20 protein-coding genes and 1 pseudogene are annotated in these 22,392 nt (G+C 73.6%); 13 read left to right on the top strand and 8 right to left on the bottom strand.

All coding sequences use genetic code 11. The features are described from left to right. Positions 1-325 precede the first annotated feature (325 nt). The 5 genes from QP089_RS41275 (at position 326) to QP089_RS41255 (ending at position 6,455) form a co-directional block, all read left to right on the top strand. On the top strand, positions 326-1,549 hold the full coding sequence (locus tag QP089_RS41275) for a protein kinase family protein (protein WP_285919749.1): 1,224 nt from the start codon (positions 326-328) through the stop codon (positions 1,547-1,549). Between the two features lie 166 nt (positions 1,550-1,715). Next, complete coding sequence (locus QP089_RS41270; RefSeq protein ID WP_285919747.1) at positions 1,716-3,716, top strand: substrate-binding domain-containing protein; 2,001 nt, start codon at positions 1,716-1,718, stop codon at positions 3,714-3,716. A 156-nt stretch (positions 3,717-3,872) separates the two neighbouring features. Further along, complete coding sequence (locus QP089_RS41265) at positions 3,873-5,024, top strand: acyl-CoA dehydrogenase family protein (RefSeq protein WP_285919746.1); 1,152 nt, start codon at positions 3,873-3,875, stop codon at positions 5,022-5,024. Positions 5,025-5,059: 35 nt separating this feature from the next. Then, positions 5,060-5,815, top strand: coding sequence for a 3-oxoacyl-ACP reductase FabG (fabG, locus tag QP089_RS41260; RefSeq protein ID WP_285919744.1), 756 nt, complete (start codon positions 5,060-5,062; stop codon positions 5,813-5,815). Positions 5,816-5,834: 19 nt separating this feature from the next. Next, positions 5,835-6,455, top strand: a complete 621-nt coding sequence (locus QP089_RS41255; protein WP_285919742.1) for a TetR/AcrR family transcriptional regulator — start codon at positions 5,835-5,837, stop codon at positions 6,453-6,455. Here QP089_RS41255 and QP089_RS41250 read toward each other — a convergent pair. Together QP089_RS41250 and icmF are read right to left on the bottom strand one after the other, a co-directional pair. Next, complete coding sequence (locus tag QP089_RS41250; RefSeq protein WP_285919740.1) at positions 6,449-7,219, bottom strand: helical backbone metal receptor; 771 nt, start codon at positions 7,217-7,219, stop codon at positions 6,449-6,451. The two genes, QP089_RS41255 and QP089_RS41250, sit on opposite strands and share 7 nt — an antisense overlap. 64 nt (positions 7,220-7,283) lie before the next feature. Beyond that, positions 7,284-10,502, bottom strand: coding sequence for a fused isobutyryl-CoA mutase/GTPase IcmF (gene icmF, locus QP089_RS41245; RefSeq protein ID WP_285919738.1), 3,219 nt, complete (start codon positions 10,500-10,502; stop codon positions 7,284-7,286). 53 nt (positions 10,503-10,555) lie between these two features. Here icmF and QP089_RS41240 point away from each other — a divergent pair, with 53 nt between their 5' ends. The 6 genes and pseudogenes from QP089_RS41240 to QP089_RS41215 all read left to right on the top strand — a co-directional run bounded on the left by QP089_RS41240 (position 10,556) and on the right by QP089_RS41215 (position 15,636). Beyond that, positions 10,556-11,092 (top strand): MarR family winged helix-turn-helix transcriptional regulator, encoded by a 537-nt coding sequence (locus tag QP089_RS41240; protein ID WP_285919736.1) that lies wholly within the window; start codon positions 10,556-10,558, stop codon positions 11,090-11,092. Between the two features lie 114 nt (positions 11,093-11,206). Continuing rightward, positions 11,207-11,482 (top strand): hypothetical protein, encoded by a 276-nt coding sequence (locus QP089_RS41235; protein WP_285919734.1) that lies wholly within the window; start codon positions 11,207-11,209, stop codon positions 11,480-11,482. A 21-nt stretch (positions 11,483-11,503) separates the two neighbouring features. Then, positions 11,504-12,076: pseudogene (locus QP089_RS41230) on the top strand (GH25 family lysozyme); the annotation flags it as partial. A 75-nt stretch (positions 12,077-12,151) separates the two neighbouring features. Continuing rightward, positions 12,152-13,423 (top strand): hydroxyacid-oxoacid transhydrogenase, encoded by a 1,272-nt coding sequence (locus QP089_RS41225; RefSeq protein ID WP_285919732.1) that lies wholly within the window; start codon positions 12,152-12,154, stop codon positions 13,421-13,423. 91 nt (positions 13,424-13,514) lie between these two features. Beyond that, complete coding sequence (locus QP089_RS41220) at positions 13,515-14,330, top strand: tryptophan 2,3-dioxygenase (protein WP_285919730.1); 816 nt, start codon at positions 13,515-13,517, stop codon at positions 14,328-14,330. After that, positions 14,320-15,636, top strand: a complete 1,317-nt coding sequence (locus tag QP089_RS41215) for an FAD-dependent oxidoreductase (RefSeq protein WP_285919729.1) — start codon at positions 14,320-14,322, stop codon at positions 15,634-15,636. The genes QP089_RS41220 and QP089_RS41215 overlap by 11 nt, the downstream gene beginning before the upstream one ends. Here the strand turns inward: QP089_RS41215 and QP089_RS41210 are convergent. Continuing rightward, positions 15,577-17,055 carry an MFS transporter gene (locus tag QP089_RS41210; RefSeq protein ID WP_285919728.1) on the bottom strand — a complete coding sequence of 493 codons (1,479 nt, stop codon included), beginning with the start codon at positions 17,053-17,055 and terminating at the stop codon, positions 15,577-15,579. The genes QP089_RS41215 and QP089_RS41210 overlap by 60 nt on opposite strands. A 77-nt stretch (positions 17,056-17,132) precedes the next feature. Between QP089_RS41210 and QP089_RS41205 the strand changes: the two genes are divergently transcribed. Continuing rightward, the gene (locus tag QP089_RS41205; RefSeq protein WP_285919725.1) at positions 17,133-17,360 is read left to right on the top strand and encodes a hypothetical protein; all 228 of its coding nucleotides are present in this window, start codon (positions 17,133-17,135) and stop codon (positions 17,358-17,360) included. A gap of 16 nt (positions 17,361-17,376) precedes the next feature. Here the strand turns inward: QP089_RS41205 and QP089_RS41200 are convergent, their stop codons facing one another. From QP089_RS41200 to moaA, 3 genes are all read right to left on the bottom strand, one after another. Further along, the gene (locus QP089_RS41200; protein WP_446474133.1) at positions 17,377-17,685 is read right to left on the bottom strand and encodes a DUF6457 domain-containing protein; all 309 of its coding nucleotides are present in this window, start codon (positions 17,683-17,685) and stop codon (positions 17,377-17,379) included. Positions 17,686-17,735: 50 nt separating this feature from the next. Continuing rightward, the gene (gene mobA / locus QP089_RS41195; RefSeq protein ID WP_285919778.1) at positions 17,736-18,323 is read right to left on the bottom strand and encodes a molybdenum cofactor guanylyltransferase; all 588 of its coding nucleotides are present in this window, start codon (positions 18,321-18,323) and stop codon (positions 17,736-17,738) included. Between the two features lie 65 nt (positions 18,324-18,388). Further along, positions 18,389-19,378 carry a GTP 3',8-cyclase MoaA gene (gene moaA / locus QP089_RS41190; RefSeq protein WP_285919723.1) on the bottom strand — a complete coding sequence of 330 codons (990 nt, stop codon included), beginning with the start codon at positions 19,376-19,378 and terminating at the stop codon, positions 18,389-18,391. Positions 19,379-19,518: 140 nt separating this feature from the next. Here moaA and QP089_RS41185 point away from each other — a divergent pair, with 140 nt between their 5' ends. Continuing rightward, on the top strand, positions 19,519-20,325 hold the full coding sequence (locus QP089_RS41185) for an alpha/beta hydrolase (protein WP_285919721.1): 807 nt from the start codon (positions 19,519-19,521) through the stop codon (positions 20,323-20,325). Here the strand turns inward: QP089_RS41185 and QP089_RS41180 are convergent, their stop codons facing one another. Continuing rightward, positions 20,326-21,168, bottom strand: a complete 843-nt coding sequence (locus tag QP089_RS41180; protein ID WP_285919719.1) for a hypothetical protein — start codon at positions 21,166-21,168, stop codon at positions 20,326-20,328. It abuts the gene before it with no gap. Positions 21,169-21,172: 4 nt separating this feature from the next. Then, positions 21,173-22,366: an RtcB family protein gene (locus QP089_RS41175; RefSeq protein ID WP_285919717.1), complete on the bottom strand. Its 1,194-nt coding sequence runs from the start codon at positions 22,364-22,366 to the stop codon at positions 21,173-21,175. Positions 22,367-22,392 lie beyond the last annotated feature (26 nt).

Raw genomic sequence — 22,392 nt, 5'->3', positions numbered from 1 at the left:
CGGTGTTCCGGGCCCCCGTCGGAACACCGATGATGCGGCGCCGGGTGGGTTGCCCCCGTATCCACCCGGCGCCGCTTTTCATGTCCGGAGGTCTTCGCGCGCCCGCCCCGTTGCCCCGTCTTGACCCGGGCCGGCGGCCCCCGCAAGATCCCGGCGCAAGCGCAAGTCCCGGTGCTGGCCTGCTTCGGCCACGAGCCGAAACCCGGCCGATCCGAACTTTTTCCGCTCCCGTCCGTCCGGCTCCGCCGCCGGCCGATCCGATCCGGGCCGTGGTGCGTACTGCACCGTGGGTGAACGCCATCCCCGCGCCAGAGGGGAGGTCCCCGTGGACCCGGGCTTTCTGCTGGACGGCCGGTACCGCATGGAACGACGCCTCGCCCGGCAGGGCCGCGCGCAGGTGTGGCGCGGGCACGACGAGGTGCTGGAGCGCCGCGTCGCCGTGACGTTCGTCGCGGTGCCGCGCCATGAGCCGGCGCTGCGCGAGCGGATCAGGGCCGCGGCGCGGGCCGCGCGAGCGCCGGCGCATCCCTGCGTCGTCACCACCTACGACTACGGCGAGGCCGAGGGGCCTGGCGATGCACTGGTCTATGTCGTGACGGAGTTCCTCAGCGGCGAGACCCTCGCCGCTCGTCTGGCGCGGGGCCTGCCGCCGCCTCAGGAGGCGGTGGCGGTCTGCGCGCGGGTCGCCGAGGTGCTGGCCGCCGCTCATGCGTGCGGGGCCGTCCACGGCGCTTTGACGCCCGCTGAGGTGTTCCTCACCGCTGACGGCGTCAAGCTGCTCGGTCTGGGGCCCGCCGGTGCGATCGTTCGAGCCGGTGAGGCCGCTGCGGGCGATGATGTGCGGGCGCTCGGGCAGCTGATCGCGGTTTGTTTGACGGGCGACTCGGAGGGGCCGACCGGTGGCCTTCCGGACGGCATCGCGGGGCTGGTGGAGCGCTGCCGCGATGCGGCTGATCGTCCGTCGGTGGCTGACGTGGCGCATGTCTTGGCCTCTCAGGCGGGCGGCACGGAGCTTGTGTCGGCTGCCCAGCCCTCCGCGTCCCAAGGGGCCGGACGGTTCCGTGTGCGGCGGGCCGCGTGCGTCGGTGGCGTCTGCGCGGCCGTGCTGGCCTTGGCTCTTCTGCCGCTGCTGACGACCCTGTCCTCGCTGCGGCACGCGCCTGCGGACGTGGCGGTGCCGCTGCCGAGCAGGACGACCGCGCGCTCCTCCCCCGCACCGGCGGACGGCCCGTCGGCCGCCGAACCGTCCCGCGCGTCGGCCGCTCCGGCCGGAACGGTCCGTGCCGCGGCGGTGAGCGCGCTCGCGCGGATGCGGCGCTCGCTCGACGTCGGCATGGCGACCGGCGAGGTGCGCCCTGAGTTCGGTACCGAGCTGGCGATCCTGGTGACCACGCTGCTGGACGAGGTGGACGGCGGCGCGCCGGTCGATCTCGGGCGGCGGATCGCCGCGCTGCGCTCGGCGCTGGCCGGTCGGGCGCCGGGGGACGTGGCGCCCGGCCGCGCGGCCGGGCTGAGCGCCCTGCTCGCCGAGGTCCCCGCGCCGTCCTGACCCGTGCCGGTACCGGCGGAGCCCTTGACGGGACGCTCCGGCGAGACGAACATCACACCCGACGACTGAGACACATTGATGATCTGTCTCACGCTCCGCGAGGAGGCGAGTCAATGGCACGGCGCGCCGCGGCCCGGTGCATCCGCCCGGTGGACGGGGGCCCGCGATGAGCGGGCACGACGACGACGTGCCCGACTGGGCGCCCCGGAGCCTGTCGGACTCGGGCGCCTACCCGGTGCCGCGCGACTTCCTCGGCGCCTCGGATCCCGGTGGGGCCGCCCGTGCTCGGAGGCGGCCGCAGGCCGGGCCGCCAGGGGAACCTCCCTCTCCTCCCCCGTCGCCGAGGGCGGGCGGGCCGGCGCACGCCGCCGCACGGAGCCGGGGCCGCGGGCACGGCGGGCATGAGGCGGCGCGCCCGCCGCGGCGGCACCCCGGCATCATGCTCGGCCCGCTCGCTGCGGCCGTAGGGCTGGTTCTCCTCTTGGGGTTCGGCGTGTACGCGCTCGCCTCGTCGGGCGGCGGCTGCTCGGGCGGCGACGCGGTGACGGTGTCGGTCGCGGCGGCGCCGGATATCGAACCGGCCGTCGCGAAGGCGGCGGAGCGCTTCAACGACGCCCGGCACGAGGTCGGCGGCCGGTGCGCGCGCGTGCGCGTCGGGGCGGCGGACCCGGCGGCCGTCACGACGCTGCTGTCCGGCAAGGGGTCGACCGGGGTGACCGAGCGGCCGGACGTGTGGATCCCGGACTCCTCGCTGTGGATCAGCCTCGTGCAGGGGACGGAGCGGCCGGGGAAGGCGGTGCCGTTCACCGGGCTCGGCGGGATCGCGGCCAGCCCGATCGTGGTGGCGATGCCGAAGACCCTCGCCGGGCAGCTGCGCGATGCGGGGGTGCCGGCCCGGCCGTCCTGGCGTGATCTGCTCGAGGCCGCCGGGACGGCGGACGAGACCGGCGGGTCCCCCGCCGCGGGGACGGGCGGCCCCCTCCCGCCGCACCTGCTGAGGCTTCAGGTGCCCGACCCCGACCGCAGCGCGACCGGCATGGGGACCCTGATGCTGGCCGGCGCGCTGTTGGGCGGCTCGCCGGACGGCCAGGCCGTGTTCACCGGCGTGGTGCGGACGATCCGCGAGGGCGTCGCGGCGTCGGTGAACGCCGAGTTCACCGCGTTCCGGGGCGAGGCGGACCAGCCCTATCCCGTCGCCATCGCCCCCGAGCGGGCCGTGTACGCCTACAACGCCGGGCGTCCCGCCGATCCGGCCGTCGCGGTGTACCCCGCGGAGGGCTCGGCGTTCCTCGACTACCCCGTCACCGCCCTGACGAAGGACCCGGCGAAGCTGCGCGCGTGCAGGCTGTTCCGGAAAGCGCTCGCGTCGAAGGACTCCCGCGCCCTGGTGCACGGGCTCGGCCTCCGGACCCCGGACGGCGCAGCGCCTGCGTCGTTCACCGCGCAGGCCGGGGTGGACCCGCGCGCCCCGCACGCGCTGGCCGCCCCGCCCGCCGCCACGGTCGCGCAGACGATGCAGGCGTGGGCGCAGCTGTCGCTCAGCATCCGGATGCTGAGCATCGTGGACATCTCGGGCTCGATGGGCGAGCAGGTCGAGCCCGGGGTCACCCGGCTGCAGTCGACGATCCGGACCGCCCAGGGCGGCCTGTCGCTGCTCCCCGACGACAGCGAGCTCGGCCAGTGGGAGTTCTCCACCGACCTGCCGGGCGGACGGGACTGGCGCGAGCTGGTGGGCGTGGGGCCTCTCGGTGAGCGGCTCGGCTCGTCGACCCGACGGCAGCAGGTGCTGAGCGCGTTCGCGCAGATGCGGGTGAAGGCGCACGGCGACACCGGCCTGTACGACACGGTGCTGGCGGCGTTCGACTACATGACCCGCACCTACAAGCCCGAGTTCGTCAACTCGATCCTGCTGTGGACCGACGGCCGCGACGAGGACCCGGACGGCCCGACCCTGGACGAGACGCTCGCCGAGCTGCGCCGCGTCTACGACCCGGAGCGGCCGGTGCAGGTCAACATGGTCGGCTACGGCCCGGACGTCGACGTCCGGGACCTGCGGCGGGTGGCGCACGCGACGCGCGGCGAGGTGTACGTGGCCGAGACGCCCGAGCAGATCCAGGGGATCTTCCTCAGGGCCGTGTCCCGGCGCGTCTGCGAGCCCGGCTGCTGACGAGCGCCGCGTCCAGGGCGAACGGAACGCTAGATTCCGTCGAAGTGCCCGGGCAGCTGGTCCGGTGCCGGTCCGCGGTCGTCCGACATTTGCTGCTAGAACGAGATTCGAGCTAAGTTAGCGTTCTGATAGTTACACACCGAAAGGGGGCACAGCGTGCGCCGCACCCTGTTCAACGAGGACCATGAGGCGTTCCGGGAGACCATCCGGGACTTCATCGAGGCCGAGGTCGCTCCGGTCTACGAGGAGTGGGAGCAGGCCGGGCACCCGCCCCGCGACTTCTACAACAAGCTCGGCGAGCTCGGCGTGTTCGGCATCCAGGTGCCCGAGGAGTACGGCGGCGCCGGCGAGACCAGCTTCAAGTACCAGGCGGTCATCTCCGAGGAGTGCGCCCGCGCCGGGGTGAGCTTCGGCGGCTACGGCGTGCACGTCAACCTCGTGCTGCCCTACCTGCTGAAGTACGCCTCCGAGGAGCAGAAGAAGCGCTGGCTGCCGCCGTTCATCAGCGGCGACATGATGACGGCCATCGCGATGACCGAGCCGGGCACCGGCTCCGACCTCGCCGGCATGCAGACCACCGCCAAGCGCGACGGCGACCACTACATCCTCAACGGCGCCAAGACCTTCATCACCGGCGGCGTCCTCGCCGACCGCGTGCTGGTCGTGGCCCGCACCTCCCCCGCGACGCCGGAGAACCGCCGCGCCGGGCTGTCGATCCTGGCGGTCGACACCAAGAGCGAGGGCTACTCGGTCGGCCGCAAGCTGGAGAAGATCGGGCTGCGCAGCTCCGACACCGCCGAGCTGTCGTTCGTCGACGTCAAGGTGCCCGTCGAGGACCTGCTCGGCGAGGAGGGGCGCGGGTTCGAGTACCTCACCCACAACCTCGCCGAGGAGCGGCTCGGCATCGCCACCAGCTCCTACGCCTCCGCGGCCGCCGCCGTCGAGTTCGCGCGCAGGTACGTCCAGGAGCGCACGGTCTTCGGCAAGACCGTCTCCTCGTTCCAGAACACCAAGTTCGTCCTCGCCGAGTGCGCCACCGAGGTCGAGGCGGCCCGGTCCCTGGTCGACCGGTGCATCGAGGCCCTGGACGCCGGCGAGCTGACCCCGGCCGACGCCGCGGTCGCCAAGCTGTTCTGCACCGAGGTGCAGCAGCGCGTCGTCGACAAGTGCCTGCAGCTGCACGGCGGCTACGGCTACATCCTGGAGTACCCGATCGCGCGCCTGTACACCGACGCCCGGGTCACCCGGATCTACGGCGGCACCAGCGAGGTGCTGAAGACCATCATCGCCAAGGACATCCAGGTCTGACACGGCCGGGTTCGACACAGGGCAGGGAGCACGACATGACCGACACCAGGGTCGCCATCGTCACCGGTTCCGCGCGGGGCATCGGCGCCGCCACGGCCGTCCGGCTCGCCCGCGAGGGCTTCGCCGTCGCCGTCTGCGACCTCGACGAGGCCGCCTGCGCGGGCACCGTGGAGACCATCGAGAAGAACGGCGGCACGGCCCTCGCGGTCGGCGTGAACGTCGCCGACTCCGGGCAGGTCGCCGCCGCCGTCGCGCGGATCGCCGCCGAGCTCGGCCCGCCGGTGGTGCTGGTGAACAACGCCGGCATCACCCGCGACAACCTGCTGTTCAAGATGTCCGACGACGACTGGGACTCGGTCATGTCGGTGCACCTGCGCGGCTCGTTCCTGATGAGCCGCGCCGCGCAGGAGCACATGACCAAGGCCGGCTGGGGCCGCATCGTCAACCTGTCGTCGACGTCGGCGCTCGGCAACCGCGGGCAGGTGAACTACTCGGCGGCCAAGGCGGGCCTGCAGGGCTTCACCAAGACGCTGGCGATCGAGCTCGGCAAGTTCGGCGTGACCGCCAACGCGATCGCGCCCGGCTTCATCGAGACCGAGATGACCGCGGCGACCGCCGAGCGGGTCGGCGTCGGCTTCGAGGACTTCAAGAAGGCCGCCGCGCAGCAGATCCCGGTCCGCCGGACCGGCCGCCCCGAGGACATCGCGGGCGTCGTGGCGTTCCTGGTGAGCGAGGACGCCTCGTTCGTGTCCGGCCAGGTGATCTACGTGGCGGGCGGTCCGAAGGACTGACCGGCGCTTCCAGGAGGCCATGGTGACCAGCCCGCGCACGGCGCGCCGGGACGAGCGGACCCGCGACCGGGACGCGACCGAGGAGTCGCTGCGCGCCGCCGCGATCGCGCTGCTGCGCCGCGGCGGCGTGCTCGCCGGCCTCAACCTGCGGCAGGTCGCCGACGAGGCGGGCGTCAACCGCGGGCTGGTCTACCAGTACTTCGGGTCGCGGCGGGCGCTGCTGCGCTCGGCGCTGTTCCACCGGTCCCGGCCGAACGCCGAGGACGCGGCGGGCGCCGCCGGGCTGCCGCTGCGCAAGCGGCTGTCGCGGCTGTTCTGGACGAGCCTGCGCAACCCGGAGCCGGTCGTGCTGGCCACGCTGCTGGTGCTGGACGGCGACGACCGGCCCCGGGTGCTGCTGAACCGCGGCGAGGGCCGCAAGGACCTGGCCGCCGAAGCCGCGCGCGGCGAGCTCCCGATCGACGACGTCGAGGCCGTGCAGGCGGCGATCGCGTCCACGATCTACGGGTACACGCTGCTGCGCGAACATCTCGCGCGGGAGATCGACGTCCCTGCGGAGGAACTGGACGGGCGGATGGCGCGCTGCTTCGAGGCCATGTTCACCCGCCGCCCGCCCGGTGACGAGAAACCCGGTCAGTAGGGACGGGCCGCCGCGAGCGCATCCCGCAGCGCGGCGGGGGCCTGAACGAGCGACGGGCCGTACCAGGTGAGGTAACGGCCGCTGACCAGCGCGACGTCGAGGCCGGGGAACGACTCCGGGCCGTCGTCGGCGGTGAAGCGGTACGGCTCGTCCGGCAGCACGACGAGGTCGGCGCCGGAAGCGTTCAGCTCCCCCAGCGGGATCTTCGGATACCGCTCGGGATGGCCCGCGTAGACATTGGCGACGCCGAGGCGGGCCAGCACGTCGCCGGTGAAGGTGTCCCGGCCGACGACCATCCACGGGCGCCGCCAGATCGGGACGACGGCGATGCGCGGCGCGCCGGGCGCCACGTCCGCCCAGACGCGCGACGCCTCGTTCAACCACGCCGGGACGGGGACGCGGCACGCCTCGGAGAGCATCCGGCGCAGCGACTTCAGGGCCTCGTCCACGGTGCGGATCTCGGTCATCCACACCGGGACACCGGCGGCGCGCAGCGCCTCGACGTCGGCCGGGCGGTTCTCCTCGGTGTTGCCGAGGACGACGTCGGGCCACAACTCCTTGATGCGCTCCAGGTCCGGGTTCTTCGTCCCGCGCACGCGCGGCACATCGAGGCCCTCGGGGTGCGTGCACCAGTCCGTGGCACCGGCGAGCAGGCCGGGCGCGGTCACCGCGACCGTCTCGGTCAGCGACGGGACGATCGACACCACCCGGCGCACCCGCTCCGGAACCGCAACGGGCGCACCGGTGTCATCCAGCAAAGTCATGCCCCTCGCCGCTCAGACATTTCTCTGTGGGGGACGACCCCCCACACCCCCCGGTTCGCTGCGCTCAGACATTGCGGCGGTACTGGCCGCCTACCTCGAAGAACGCGTCGGTGATCTGCTGGAGGCTGCACACCCGCGCCGCGTCCATCAGCACCGCGAACACGTTGCCGCCCGCCCGCGCCGCCTCCTTGAGCGCGGCCAGCGCGGCCTCGGCCTCGGTGCCGTGCGCGGACTGGAAGGTGCGGACGCGCTCCAGCTGGGAGCGCTTCTCGTCCTCGGTGGCGCGGGCCAGCTCGATCGTGTCGGGCGTGCCGTCGCCCGCGTCCGGGAGGCGGAAGGTGTTGACGCCGACGATCGGCAGCGACCCGTCGTGCTTGCGCTGCTCGTACAGCATCGACTCGTCCTGGATGCGGCCGCGCTGGTAGCCGGTCTCCATCGCGCCGAGGACGCCGCCGCGCTCGCTGATCCGGTCGAATTCGGAGAGGACGGCCTCCTCGACCAGGTCGGTCAGCTCGTCGATGATGAAGGACCCCTGCAGCGGGTTCTCGTTCATCGCTAGGCCCCACTCGCGGTTGATGATGAGCTGGATCGCCAGCGCCCGCCGCACCGACTCCGCGGTGGGCGTGGTGACGGCCTCGTCGTAGGCGTTGGTGTGCAGGCTGTTGCAGTTGTCGTAGATGGCGATGAGCGCCTGGAGCGTCGTGCGGATGTCGTTGAAGTGCATTTCCTGCGCGTGCAGGGAGCGCCCCGAGGTCTGCACGTGGTATTTGAGCTTCTGGCTGCGTTCGTTGGCGCCGTACCGGTCCCGCATGGCGACGGCCCAGATGCGGCGGGCGACGCGTCCGAGCACGTTGTACTCGGGGTCCATGCCGTTGGAGAAGAAGAACGACAGGTTGGGCGCGAAGTCGTCGATGTCCATGCCGCGCGCCAGGTACGACTCGACGTAGGTGAACCCGTTGGCGAGCGTGAACGCGAGCTGGCTGATGGGGTTCGCCCCGGCCTCGGCGATGTGGTAGCCGGAAATGGACACCGAGTAGAAGTTGCGGACCTTGTTGGCGATGAACCATTCCTGGATGTCGCCCATCATCCGCAGCGAGAACTCGGTGGAGAAGATGCAGGTGTTCTGGCCCTGGTCCTCCTTGAGGATGTCGGCCTGGACGGTACCGCGCACGGTCGACAGCACCCGCGCCCGGATCTCCGCGGCCTCCTCGTCCGACGGCTCGCGCCCGTTCTCCTCGCGGAACCGGTCGATGCCCTGGTCGATGGCGGTGTTGAGGAAGAACGCCAGGATCGTCGGCGCGGGCCCGTTGATGGTCATCGACACCGACGTGGTCGGCGAGGACAGGTCGAACCCGTCGTAGAGCGCCTTCATGTCGTCCAGCGTCGCGATCGAGACGCCGGACGTGCCGACCTTGCCGTACACGTCGGGACGCTCGTCGGGGTCGCGGCCGTAGAGGGTGACCGAGTCGAACGCGGTGGACAGGCGGGTGGCGGGCTGTCCCTCCGACAGCAGCTTGAAGCGGCGGTTGGTGCGGAACGGGTCGCCCTCCCCCGCGAACATCCGCGCCGGGTCCTCATTGTCGCGCTTGAACGGGAACACCCCGGCGGTGAACGGGAACCTCCCGGGCAGGTTCTCGGCGCGCAGGAACCGCAGCAGCTCGCCGTGGTCGGTGTAGCGGGGCAGCGCGACACGCGGGATGCGGCTGCCCGACAGCGACTCGCGGGTCAGCCTGGTGCGCAGCTCCCTGTCGCGGATCTTCACGACCTGCTCGTCGCCGGAGTAGGACTCGACCACGGCGGGCCAACCCGCGATCAGCTCCGCGTTCTCCGGCGCGACGTCGCGGCGCGCCTTCTCCAGCAGCCCCTCGACCTCGGACGCCTCGCTCAGCTCGGCGCGGACCTCGTCGAGGCGCTGCACCCGCCGCACTGCCTCGGCCTGCCTCGCCGTCTCGGCGTGGTAGCCGCGGACGGTCTCGGCGATGTCGGACAGGTACCGGACGCGGCCCGTCGGGATGATCGTTGCGGCGCCGGTGGAGACCTTGGTGTCCACGCGCGGCAGCGCGCCGTCCTCCAAGTGCAGGCCGTGCGCGGCGAGCATGCCGCCGAGGTGCTGGTAGAGGGCGGTGACGCCGTCGTCGTTGAAGGTCGCGGCGCTGGTGCCGAACACCGGCATGTCCTCGGGCCGCTGCCCGAACGCCTCCCGGTTGCGCACGAGCTGGCGGGACACGTCGCGGCGGGCGTCTTCGGCGCCGCGCCGCTCGAACTTGTTGATCGCCACGACGTCCGCGAAGTCGAGCATGTCGATCTTCTCGAGCTGGGACGCGGCGCCGAACTCCGGCGTCATGACGTACAGCGAGACGTCCACCAGCGGGACGATCGCGGCGTCGCCCTGCCCGATCCCGGGCGTCTCCAGGATGACCAGGTCGTATCCGGCGGCCTTGACCGCGGTGAGCATGTCCTCGATGTTCTCGGGCAGCTCGCGGGCGCCGCGGGTGGCCAGCGAACGGAAGAAGACGCGGTCGCCGTCCAGGGAGTTCATCCGGATGCGGTCGCCGAGCAGGGCACCGCCACCGCGCCGCCGCGTCGGGTCGACGGCCAGCACCGCGACCCGCAGCCGGTCGCCCTGGTCGACGCGCAGCCGGCGGACCAGCTCGTCGGTGAGCGACGACTTGCCGGAGCCGCCCGTCCCGGTGATGCCGAGCACGGGGACGCGCCGCCCGGACGCGGCGTCGGCGAGGGCGGCGCGGTCGGCGTCGGCCAGCTTCCCGGCCTGGAGACAGGTGATCGTCCGGGCGAGGGCGCGCCGGTCGCCGGAGAGGACGGCGTCCGCGGGGACGGGCTCGTCGGACAGGTCGACGTCGCAGTCCCGGACCAGCTCGTTGATCATCCCGGGCAGGCCGAGGCGCTGCCCGTCCTCCGGGGAGAAGATCCGCACGCCCGCGTCCGCGAGCCGCGCGATCTCCTCGTGCACGATCACGCCGCCACCGCCGCCGAACACCCGCACCTGCTCGGCGCCGGCCTCCTTGAGGCTGCGCGACAGGTACTCGAAGTACTCGACGTGGCCGCCCTGGTAGGAGCTGATCGCGACGCCCTGGGCGTCCTCCTCCAGCACGGCGTCGACGACCTCGCGCACGGACCGGTCGTGCCCGAGGTGCACCACCTCGGCGCCCTGCGCCTGCAGGATCCGCCGCATGATGTTGATGGCCGCGTCGTGCCCGTCGAACAGCGCGGCGGCCGTCACGAAGCGCACCGGGTGCACCGGCTTGTGGAGCGGTCCGGTCACGTCCCCCACCTCAACCCTTGGACATCCAATATTTGGAAGTTAAAATAGTTTCCGTGCGCGACCAGGTCAAGACCACGTACGGTGGGGCGGTGCCCGACACCCCCGATCCCATCGCCGAGGCCCACCGCCAGTGGAGCGCCCGGTGGCCCGAGCACGCCGACCACATGGCGGCCGTGACCTCGGTGATGCGGGCGCAGCAGCTGCTGCTGAGCCGGATCGAGGCGGTGCTGAAGCCGCACGGGCTCACCTTCGCCGCCTACGAGGCGCTCCGCCTGCTCGCCTTCACCCGCACCGGCACCCTGCCGATGGGCAAGATGGGCACCCGGCTCATGGTGCACCCCGCGTCCGTCACCAACGTCATCGGGCGGCTGGAACGGCGCGGGCTCGTCGGCCGCGCCCCCTCCCCCGACGACCGCCGCGTCGTGCTGGCCACCATAACCCCGGCCGGCCGCGACCTGGCGGAGGAGGCCACCGCCGCGCTCAACGAGGCCGCCTTCGGCATCGCCGCGCTGCCCGCCGAGCGCGCCGCCGAGATCACCGCGGCGCTGCGCGCCGTCCGCGTCTCCGTCGGCGAGCTGGCCGACGGCTAGCCGCTCCCCACGAATGCGGGAGCAGCGGCGATCTTTGCCGCCGTTTTCCGTGTCGCGGCGCGGCGCGGGCCGCCTTCCGGGCGAGGATCACCCCGTCCACCCTGGGGAGGCGCCTTGCCCGGAGCAGCCGCACACGTCCTGTCCACGGCGGTGGTCGCCGCCGCGCTGACCGCCGCGCCGCACGCCGTGCCGCACGCCGCGGCGCACGCCGTGCCGCGGCCGGCCCACGCCCCTCCGGCGCCCGGCGCGGAGCGGACGCCGCGTCCCGGGCAGGCCTACGCGGGGATGGGCGCCCTCGGCCGGTCCGCGCATCCGCTGAACACCACGCGGGTCCCCGGCGGCCATCTCGGCGGGATGGACGTCAGCAGCTGGCAGCCCGGCGTGAACTAGGGGTCGGCCACGGCGCGCGGCGCCCGGTTCGCCGTCGTCAAGGCGACCGAGGGCATCGCCTACACCAACCCGTCCTTCGCCGCGCAGACCCGCGGCGCCACCGACGCCGGCATGGTGCACGGCGCCTACCATTTCGCGCTGCCGAACGCGTCCGGCGGCGCCGCTCAGGCCGACTACTTCCTCGCCAAGGGCGGCGGCTGGACGCCCGACGGCCGCACCCTCCCCGGCGCGCTCGACGTCGAGAACAACCCGTACCGCAACGGCCTCGACATCTGCTACGGCCTGTCGCCCGCCGCGATGGTCGCCTGGATCGACGCGTTCACCGGCCGCTACGAGGACCGCACCGGGCGCCGCCCGCTGATCTACACCAACGACGCCTGGTGGCGGCAGTGCACGAGGAACGACCGGAGCAGCGCCGCCAACCCGCTGTGGATGGCGCGCTGGCGCTCCCCCGCGCCCGCTCCGTTCCCGGGCGGGTGGAAGAGCGCCGCGATCTGGCAGTACGACGACGCGGGGCTGTTCGCCGGCGACCAGGACGCCTTCCCCGGCGGCTGGGACGACCTGCGCTCCTTCGCCGCCGGCCCGGAAGGCTGACCCCGCCCTTGTCCGGTCCGTCCGCGCGGTGACACCGTGGGGAACGATCACCGGCACCGGCATCGAGGGGCGGACATGGCCGACGAAACGGTCTTCACCTACGGCGCGCCGCAGCTGAAGTTCGGCACGGGCGCGGCCGACGAGATCGGCTACGACCTGGCGCAGTACGGCGCGCGGCGGGTCCTCGTGGTGACGGACCCGGGCGTCGCCGCGGCCGGCGGCCCGCAGCGGGTCGCCGAGGCGATGAAGGCGTACGGGATCGAGGCGGCGGTGTTCGACCGCGTCCACGTCGAGCCGACGGACGCGAGCATGCGCGAGGCGGTCGAGCACGCGCGGGAGACCGGACCGTACGACGCCTACGTGGCGGTCGGCGGCGGCTCCAGCATCGACACCGCCAAGGCCGTCAACCTTCTCACCACCAACGACGGCGACCTCGCCGAGTACCTGAACCCGCCGGTCGGCGCGGGGCGGGCGCCGGAGCGGCCGCTGCTGCCGCTGGTCGCGGTCCCCACCACGACCGGGACCGGCGCGGAGAGCACCACGGTGTGCGTGCTGGATGTCCTCGACCTGCGCGTGAAGACGGGCATCAGCCATCCGCGGATGCGCCCGGCGCTCGCGGTCGTCGACCCGGATCTGATGGTGTCGCAGCCGTCCGGGGTGACCGCGGCGTCCGGGATGGACATCGTGTGCCACGCGCTGGAGAGCTACACCGCCAAGCCGTACGACGCCTACGAGCGCAAGCGGCCCGAGCAGCGCGTCCCGTATTGCGGCGCCAATCCGGTGTCGGACATGTGGTCCGAGCGGGCGCTCGGCCTGGTCGCCCGGTCGTTCCGCGCGGCCGTCCGGGACGGCGAGGACCGGCGGGCCCGCGCCGACATGGCGCTGGCCGCGACGTTCGCGGGGCTCGGGTTCGGCAACGCGGGCGTGCACATCCCGCACGCCAACGCCTACCCGATCGCCGGGCGGGTCAAGGACTTCCGTCCCGAGGGGTATCCGGACGGGGAGCCGATGGTGCCGCACGGGATGTCGGTGTCGCTCACCGCGCCCGAGGCGTTCCGGTTCACCTTCCAGGCCCGGCCGGAACGGCACGTCCGCGCCGCCGAGCTGCTCGCCCCGGACGCGGACCGGCCCGACGACCCGGCCGAGCACCTGCCGCGGGCGCTGCTGAGCCTGATGCACGACATCGGCATCCCGGACGGGATCGGCGGCGTCGGGTACGGCGAGGCCGACGTCCCCGACCTGGTCGAGGGGACGATGAGGCAGCAGCGGCTGCTGGTGGCGTCGCCGCGCCCGGTCACCGAGTACGACGTCGCGGGCATCTTCCGGCGGTCGCTGCGCCTGTGGTGACGGCCGTCCCGGCGGGCCGGCGCGCGGGACGGACCGGCAGGAACGATCCAATATGCTGCGGCTCACATCCGTTGTGTCGCAAGGAGGCGTAATGGCGGATTCGCCGACGATGACGTACGGCGGGTACCTGCGGCTCGACAGGCTCCTGGCCTGCCAGGAGCCGAAGACCGAGGCCCACGACGAGCTGCTGTTCGTGATCATCCACCAGGTCTACGAGCTGTGGTTCAAGCAGATCCTGCACGAGGCGGCGCTGCTGCAGCGCCGGCTGGAGGCGGGCGGCAGCGCGGGCGCGCTGCACACCGCGCGCCGGATCGCCAAGATCCTCAAGACGGTGGTCGGGCAGCTGGACGTGCTGGAGACGATGACGCCCCGGCAGTTCGCCGCGTTCCGGGACGAGCTCGGCACCTCCAGCGGGTTCCAGAGCGACCAGTTCCGGGAGATCGAGGCGGTCCTCGGACGGCGCGGGTTCCCCGCGTCGGTGCTGCGCGGCGACGAGCGGCTGCGCGCCGCGGTGTCGCGGCCGTCGATGTTCGACTCGCTGCTGCGCTACCTCGCCGTGCAGGGCCACCCCGTCCCCCGCGAGGCGCTCGAGCGCGACACCTCGCAGCCGTGGGAGCCGAACGCCGACGTGCAGAAGGTGCTGCTGGCCGTCTACGCCGACGAGAACGGGCCGGCCGCCGAGGTGTGCGAGGCGCTCGTCGACGTCGACGAGGGCGTCCAGGAGTGGCGGTACCGGCACCTGAAGATGGTCGAGCGGACGATCGGCGCCAAGCTCGGCACCGGCGGTTCCGCCGGCGCCGACTACCTGCGCTCCACCCTGTTCGCGCCCGCGTTCCCCGACCTGTGGGAGGTCCGCTCGCAGACCGAGCAGCCCACCACCGGGCAGGAGCCCGTCCATGGCGGCTGACCGGCGGGGCGAGCGCGTCGCGATCGTCGGCGCGGGCCTGGCGGGGTGCCTGCTGGCGGTGCTGCTCGGCCGCCGCGGCATCGAGGTGACGGTCTTCGAGCGGCGTCCCGACCCGCGGATCGCCGGGGCCGAGCGGGGCCGCTCGATCAACCTGGCGATCTCCGCGCGGGGCCTGGCGGCGCTGGAGGCGGTGGGGCTGCGCGACCGGTCCCTCAAGCAGGCGCTGCCGATGCACGGCCGGATGGTGCACCCGCTGGGCAAGGAGCAGAACTTCCAGCCCTACAGCGCCGACGGCACCCGCGCGATCAACTCCATCAGCCGGGCGCAGCTCAACGAGTCGCTGCTGGACACCGCCGAGGCCACGCCCGGCGTGACGCTGCGCTTCTCCCGGCGCGTCACCGGCGTGGACGTCGAGGCGGGCGCGCTGCTGCTGGAGGACGGCGGCACCGAGCCCGCGGACGTGGTGCTGGCCGGGGACGGCGCCTACAGCGCCGTGCGCCGCTCCCTCGACCTCAACGAGGACGCGGACTTCCTGGAGCACGGGTACAAGGAGCTGACCGTCCCGCCGCGCGGCGGCGACTTCGCGCTGGACCCCGACGCGCTGCACATCTGGCCGCGCGGGACGTCCATGATGATCGCGCTGCCGAACCTCGACCGCTCGTTCACCTGCACGCTGTTCTGGCCGAAGTCCGACCTCGCGGCCCTGGACGCCCCCGAGAAGGTCACCGCGTACTTCGCCGAGCACTACCCGGACGTCGCGGGCCTGATCCCGGACCTGGTCGAGGACTACGCCCGCAACCCGGTGGGGTCGCTGGTGACCGTCCGGTGCCGGCCGTGGACGCGGCGGGGCGACGGCGCGATCGTCGCGCTGCTCGGCGACGCCGCGCACGCGATCGTGCCGTTCTTCGGGCAGGGCGCCAACTGCGCGTTCGAGGACTGCATCGAGATCGACCGGTGCCTGACCGAGACCGGCGGCGACTGGGCCCGCGCGCTGGCGCTCTACGAGGAGCGCCGCAAGCCCAACACCGACGCGATCGCCGAGATGGCGCTGGACAACTTCATCGAGATGCGCGACCGCGTGTCGTCCCCGGTGTACCGGGCCAAGCAGGCGGCGACGCACGCGCTGGAGCGGCGCCTCGCCGGGCGGTACGTGTCGCGGTACGAGCTGGTGTCGTTCTCCACGATGCCGTACGCGGAGATCCCGGCCCGCATCAGGCGGCAGAACCTGGCGCTCGCGGGCGCGGCGTTAGCAGCCCTCGCGGGCCTGGCCCTGGTCCTGCGCTTCGCGCTGCGCGAGCGCCGCTGAGCGGGCGCGGCGGCCGGCGGCCAGGTCGGCGACGGCCGCCGCCAGCGCCAGCACGACGAACACCAGGATGACGACGAGGCCGCGGCGGAACGCCCCGGCCCAATCGCCGTGCGTGCTCGCGATCGCGGAGAAGAACACCGACCCGACGGCGGCGATGCCCATCGCCGTGCCGACCCGCTGCCCGGTCTGCAGCACGCCGGCGGCGCTGCCGCCCTCCGTGAAGTGCACCTCCGACAGCGTGATGGTCTGGTTCGGGGCGATGACGAGCCCGCTGCCGCAGCCGGCGAACAGCAGCGGCAGCGCGGTCGCGAAGCCCACGCCCCGTCCCGGCTCCAGCTCGACGGCCAGCCACGCGGCGGCCAGCCCCACCGTCACCACGGCGAGCCCGGCGGCGACCAGCGGACGCCCGTACCGGGCCACGACGCGGCCGCCGACCGCCGCGGCGACGCCCGATCCGAGGGCGAACGGGGTGATGGCGAGGCCCGCCTCCAGCGCGCTGTAGCCCAGGCCGTTCTGCAGGTACAGCGTGAAGATGAAGAAGATCGCGGTGAACCCGGCGAAGTAGAGCAGGGCGATCGCCGACCCCAGCGCGTACGAGCGGAGCCGGAACAGCCCGAGGTCGACCATCGGCGCGCGGGCCCGCCGCTCCCACCACGCGAACGCCGCGATCAGCAGGGCGCCCGCCAGGACCAGCAGCCACTTGGCGTCGCCGTGCCACTGCTGCTGCTGGACGAGCGGCAGCAGCACGCACACCACGCCCGCGCCGAGCAGCAGAACGCCGGGCGGGTCGAGGCCCCGCTGCTCGCCGCGCACCGGGGCGGGCAGCAGCCGCCACGCCAGGAACAGCGCCGCCACCCCGACCGGGATGTTGACGTAGAAGACCCAGCGCCAGCCGTTCTCGGAGCCGGCGAGCGCGATGATGCCGCCGCCCAGCAGCGGCCCGGCGGCGGTCGCGATGCCGATCACCGCGCCGAGCGCGCCGAACGCCCGGCCCCGCTCGCCGCCCTGGAACAGCTGCTGGATGAGCCCGGCGACCTGCGGGTTCAGGATGCCGCCCGCGACGCCCTGGATCAGCCGGGCCAGCACGAGCCACCGCATGTCGGGCGCGATCCCGGCGAGGGCGCTGGACGCGGTGAACAGCGCCAGGCCCGCCATGAACACCGCGCGGCGGCTGCGCGCGTCGCCGAGGCGCCCCGCCGGCACCAGCACCAGCCCGAAGGTCAGCGCGTAGCCCGACAGGATCCACTGCAGGTCCGCCTCCGAGGCGTGCATCCCCTGCTTGATCGACGGCAGCGCGACGTTGACGATGCTGACGTCCAGCAGCGTCATGAAGGCGGCGACGAGGCAGACCGACAGCGCCCGCCAGGGACGCCCCACCCGGCCCTCCTGATCGGCCCCCGCCGTGGCCTCCGTCCGCACGAGCGATCTCCTTTCCGAAGATCACCCGGCCAAACCCGGCGCGCCGGGCGCCCGGGCCGCTGTGCCACAGTTGCCGGATGACCGACTCCGCACCGGGCCCCGGCCCCGACGAACCGCAGTGCTCCGCCAAGGGCTGCCGCGCCGAAGCGGTGTGGGCCCTGCGCTGGAACAACCCGAAGATCCACACCCCGGACCGGCGGAAGGTCTGGCTGGCCTGCGACGAGCACCGCGAGAGCCTGTCGGCGTTCCTGGACCGCCGCGACTTCCTGAAGGACGTCGTACCGGTCGAGGACCGCGACACCTGAGCGCCGTGCCCGGCCGCTACGCCTCGTCGAGGACGGGTTCGCCGGCCTGCTCGGGCACCTCGCCCTTCGCCGCCGGCCCCTCGTCCCCGGCCGGTTCGGCGTCCCAGGCCTCGGCCATCTCGGTGAGCCGGGCGGCGGCGTCCCGGGCCGGCACGCCGCGGCCGACCGCGAGGCCCAGCAGGTAGGCGGTGAGCGGCGCGCCCGGACGCGCCACGCCGTGCGCGACGTCCCGGGCCAGGTCCAGCACGAGGTCGCGGTCGATGTCACCGCGTTCCAGGCCCAGCTCGCCGCAGACCGCGCTCATCCAGTCCTCGAGTACCGACATGGGCGTCCCCCTTCAACGCGTCGACGTACGCGATGCCCACTCTCGCACGGTCAAAGCGCGTCGGGCCTGGCGAGGCCGTCGGCGCGCGAGAGATCCTCCGGCGTGTCGCAGTCGTACCAGGGCGGCCGGTCTCCGGCGGGAAGCGCGACCGCGGCGGGGGCCAGGGGACGCAGGAGCCCGTGCAGGGACGTGCCGGTGTACGCGGCGAGCGCGTCGCGCAGGCGGGCGGTGCGCCAGCATCCGGCGAGCCACTGTTCGCGGCCGTCGCCGTCCACCAGGACGGCCCCGTCGCGCTCCCCCGCCGCGTCCAGCAGGGCGGCGACGTGGGCGGGGCGCAGGAAGGGCAGGTCGGCGGCCAGCAGCGCGACCCAGGGTGCGCGCGCCTCGGCCAGCCCGGCACGCAGCGCGGGCACCGGCCCGGCGCCCGGCGGGTCCTCCCGGACCCGGATCGCGTCCGGCAGCACGTCGCGCGGCGGCCCCACCACGATCGTCCGGGACGCGCCGGACGCGGCGGCGGCGACCCACTCGATCAGCGGGCGGCCGCCGACCGGCGCGGCGGGCTTGTCGGCGCCGCCGAGCCGCCGGGCCCGCCCGCCCGCGAGCAGCACCGCATCGAACGGAACCGGGTCGGACGGCACCGCGCTGGACGGCCCTGCGCTGGACGGCACCGGATCGAGCGGCACCGCGTCCGACGGCACCTGGGTCAGCCGCCGATGGCGGACATCGGCCGGGAGGGCTGCAGGAACGACGGGTCGTCGATGCCGTGCCCGGCCCGCTTGGCCCGCACCGCCTTCCGCCAGCGCTCGATGATCTCCGCGTCGGTCGCGCCGCCGCGCATCGCGTCGCGCAGGTTGGACTCCTCGGTCGCGAACAGGCAGTTGCGGACCTGCCCGTCGGCGGTGAGCCGGACCCGGTCGCAGGCGCCGCAGAACGGCCGGGTCACCGATCCGATGACGCCGACGGTCTCCGGGCCGCCGCCGACCACGAACGACTCGGCGGGCGCGCTGCCGCGGTCGTGGCCGGCGTCGGGCGCCAGGTCGAACTCCGCCGACAGCCGCTCCAGGATCTCGTCCGCGGTGATCATGTCGTCGCGGGTCCAGCCGTGCTGGGCGTCCAGCGGCATCTGCTCGATGAACCGCAGCCGGTAGCCGTGCTCGAGGCAGAACCGCAGCAGCGCGGGGGCCTCGTGGTCGTTGATCCCCCGCATCAGCACCGCGTTGATCTTGACGGGCTCCAGCCCGGCGGCCCGCGCCGCCTCCAGGCCCGCGAGGACGTCGGCGAACCGGTCGCGGTGCGCCAGCCGCTTGAAGGTCGCCGGGTCGAGGGTGTCCAGCGAGACGTTCACCCGGTCCAGCCCGGCGGCGGCGAGCGGCGCGGCGAGCCGCGCGAGCCCGATCCCGTTGGTGGTCAGGGAGATCTCCGGACGCGGCTCCAGTTCGGCGGTGCGCCGCACGATGTCGGTCAGGCCGCGCCGCAGCAGCGGCTCCCCGCCGGTGTAGCGGACCTCGGTGACGCCGAGGTCGGCGACCGCGAGCCCGACGAGCCGGACCACCTCGTCGTCGGTGAGCAGCTCCGGCTTCGGCAGCCAGTCCAGCCCCTCGGGCGGCATGCAGTACGAGCACCGCAGGTTGCACCGGTCGGTGAGCGAGACCCGCAGGTCCGTCGCGGTACGACCGAAGGTGTCGACCAGCACGGGCGCCCCTTCCTGCCGGGTGGACGGCGCGCTGGGCGGGCCGTCCGGGTTACGGTCGATCAGCCCAGCCTATTGCGGCGATCGCCGATTCGTCGCATCGCGGGCGGCGGGCTTGGCCGGTTCGGATACGGGAGGTACGGGTGACGGCGGCACGGGAATGGGAGTTCGCGGGGACGCGGGGCGCGATCACGGCGCGGATCTGGGCGGACGGCGAGCCGCGCTACATCGCGGTCCTGGCGCACGGGTACGGCGAGCATCTCGGGCGCTACGAGCACGTGGCGGACGCGCTGGTCCGGCACGGCGCGACCGTGTGCGGGCCCGACCACATGGGCCACGGCCGGTCGGCGGGCGACCGGGTGCTCATCGAGGACTTCGAGGACGTCGTCGCCGACCTGCACACCGTCGTCGAGGCCGCCCGCGGCGACCACCCGGGCCTGCCCGTCGTGCTGATCGGGCACTCCATGGGCGGCCTCATCGCCGCCCGCTACGCGCAGGTCCACGGCGACGTCCTGACCGCGCTGGTGCTGTCGGGGCCGGTCCTCGGCCGCTGGGCCGCCGTGGACGCGCTGCTCGCGCTGGACGAGATGCCCGACGAGCCCATCGACACCGCGACGCTGTCGCGGGACCCGGCCGTCGGCACGGCCTACGCCGAGGACCCGCTGGTGTGGCACGGGCCGTTCAAGAAGCCGACCGTCCGGGCGCTGGACGCCTGCATCCGGCGGATCAACGAGCACGGCTCGCTCGGCGCGCTGCCCGTCCTCCACGTGCACGGCGACGACGACCGGCTCGTCCCGCTGGACGGCACGCTCGCCGGGATCGAGGCGATCCGCGGCGACGACCTGACCCAGCGGATCTACCCCGGCGCGCGCCACGAGGTCTTCAACGAGACCAACCGCGACGAGGTGCTCGGCGACGTCACCGCGTTCGTCGACCGCGTCCTGGGCTGATCACCGGCGGGCGCCTCGCCGTGCCGCGCCCCGGCGGCGCGCCGCCTCCTCCGCCCAGGTGATCTCGCCGTGCCGGTCCCAGACGAGCGGCCGCAGCTCGGCGGGATCGGCGGGGACGCCGGGGCGCGCGAGCACGTCGGCGCGGGCGCGGCGGGCGACGCTCACCAGCCGGTGGAAGTCGCGGAAGATCTGGATCTCGCCGGACGCCGACCGGCACTGCCCGCCCAGGTAGTCGTGGTCCACGCCGTGGGGATTGGCGGCGTCGAGCCATCCCGCCTGCACGGCCCACGCCAGCGCCTCCACGGGACGGGCGGGCAGGAGCGCGATCAGGCCGTGCACCCGCTTCACCCCGCCCCGCTCGGGCCACTCCGCCGGCGGACGGCCGCGGAACCAGGCCCGCGGGTCGGCGAGGGCGCCGTCGAGGCCGTGCGTCCGCCACCGGACGGTGCCGTCCGGTGGCCGCCGCAGCGGGAGCCGCCGCGCCAGCCCGCGGGCGGTCGCGCCGGTGAAGGGCGTGTGCCAGGCCGGGACCAGGACGATCGGGTCGGCCGGGTCCGCGTCGAACGGCGTCGGGACGAGGAACGGCCGATCGATCACCAGCAGCGTGCCGGGCCGCGACTGGTAGGCCAGGCCCCACAGCAGCCGCGCGAGCACCCGGGCGCCGTGCTGGTCGGACAGCACGTGCCAGGTCTCGTGGAACCGGTTCGTGCTGAACCGCACCCGCGTGCCGGGCCGCAGCCCGATGACCGTGTGGTCCCGGCCGCCGAGCCGGACCGTCCGGCGGTGCAGCTTCATGCCGTCGCCCGCGCCGCGCGCGTTCGCCGGCCGCTGCACCGCCCGCACGGCCTCAGCCCTTCACGCAGACGAGCTGCCGCAGGTGCGCGACCACCTCGACCAGGTCGGACTGCGCCTCGATCACCGTCTCCAGGTCCTTGTAGGCGCCGGGGATCTCGTCGATGACGCCGCTGTCCTTGCGGCACTCGACGCCCTTCGTCTGCTCGACCAGGTCCTCGATCGTGAAGTTCTTGCGCGCCTTGTTGCGGCTCATCCTCCGGCCCGCGCCGTGCGAGGCGGAGTTGAACGCCGTCTCGTTGCCCAGGCCGCGGACGATGTAGGTACCCGTCGCCATCGAGCCCGGGATGATGCCGAGGTCCCCGGCGCCCGCGCGGATCGCGCCCTTGCGGGTGACCAGCAGCTCCTCGCCGCCGTACTCCTCCTCCGCCACGTAGTTGTGGTGGCAGGAGATGACCTGGTTCCACTTGCAGCGCTTCTCGCCGAACCGCTTGGTCACGACGTCCTGCGCGAGCGCCATCATGACCGCGCGGTTGCGGCGCGCGTACTCCTGCGCCCAGAACAGGTCGTGCCGGTAGGCATCCATCCTCGCGGTGCCGGCGAGGAACACGGCGAGGTCGTTGTCCGGAAGGTCCTGGTTGTGCGGGAGCTTGCGGGCGGCCTCGATGTGGTGCTCGGCCAGCACGTTGCCGATGTTGCGGGACCCGGAGTGCAGGACGAGCCAGATCGCGCCCTCGTCGTCCGCGCACAGCTCCAGGAAGTGGTTGCCGCCGCCGAGCGTGCCCATCTGGGCGCGGGCCCGGCCGAGGCCGGAGCGGACCGCGGGGTGCAGGTTCTCGAAGGCCTTCCAGAAGTCGTACCAGCCGCGCTCCTTCAGGTTCGGGAGCGTGGACGGGTCGACGGCGCTCTTGTGCGAGCCGCGGCCGACCGGGATCGCCTTCTCCAGCCGGTGCCGGATGCCGGACAGGTCGTCCGGCATGTCCTCGACGGTGAGCGTCGACTTCGCGGCGGTCATCCCGCAGCCGATGTCGACGCCGACGGCCGCCGGGGACACCGCGTTCCTCATCGCGATGACCGAGCCCACGGTCGCGCCCTTGCCGTAGTGGACGTCCGGCATGACCGCGAGCCCCTCCACCCACGGCAGCGCGGCGACGTTGCGGAGCTGGTCGAGCGCCTGGTCCTCGACGGTGGCGGGGTCGGTCCACATGCGGATGGGAACGCGGCCGCCCTTCAGGGTCTGGTACGGCATGCCTTCTCCTTCTCGACGGGATCCGA

Source organism: Actinomadura opuntiae (genome assembly GCF_030283205.1).
GTDB lineage: Bacteria > Actinomycetota > Actinomycetes > Streptosporangiales > Streptosporangiaceae > Spirillospora.
This window is presented reverse-complemented; position numbering and strand designations above follow the sequence as displayed.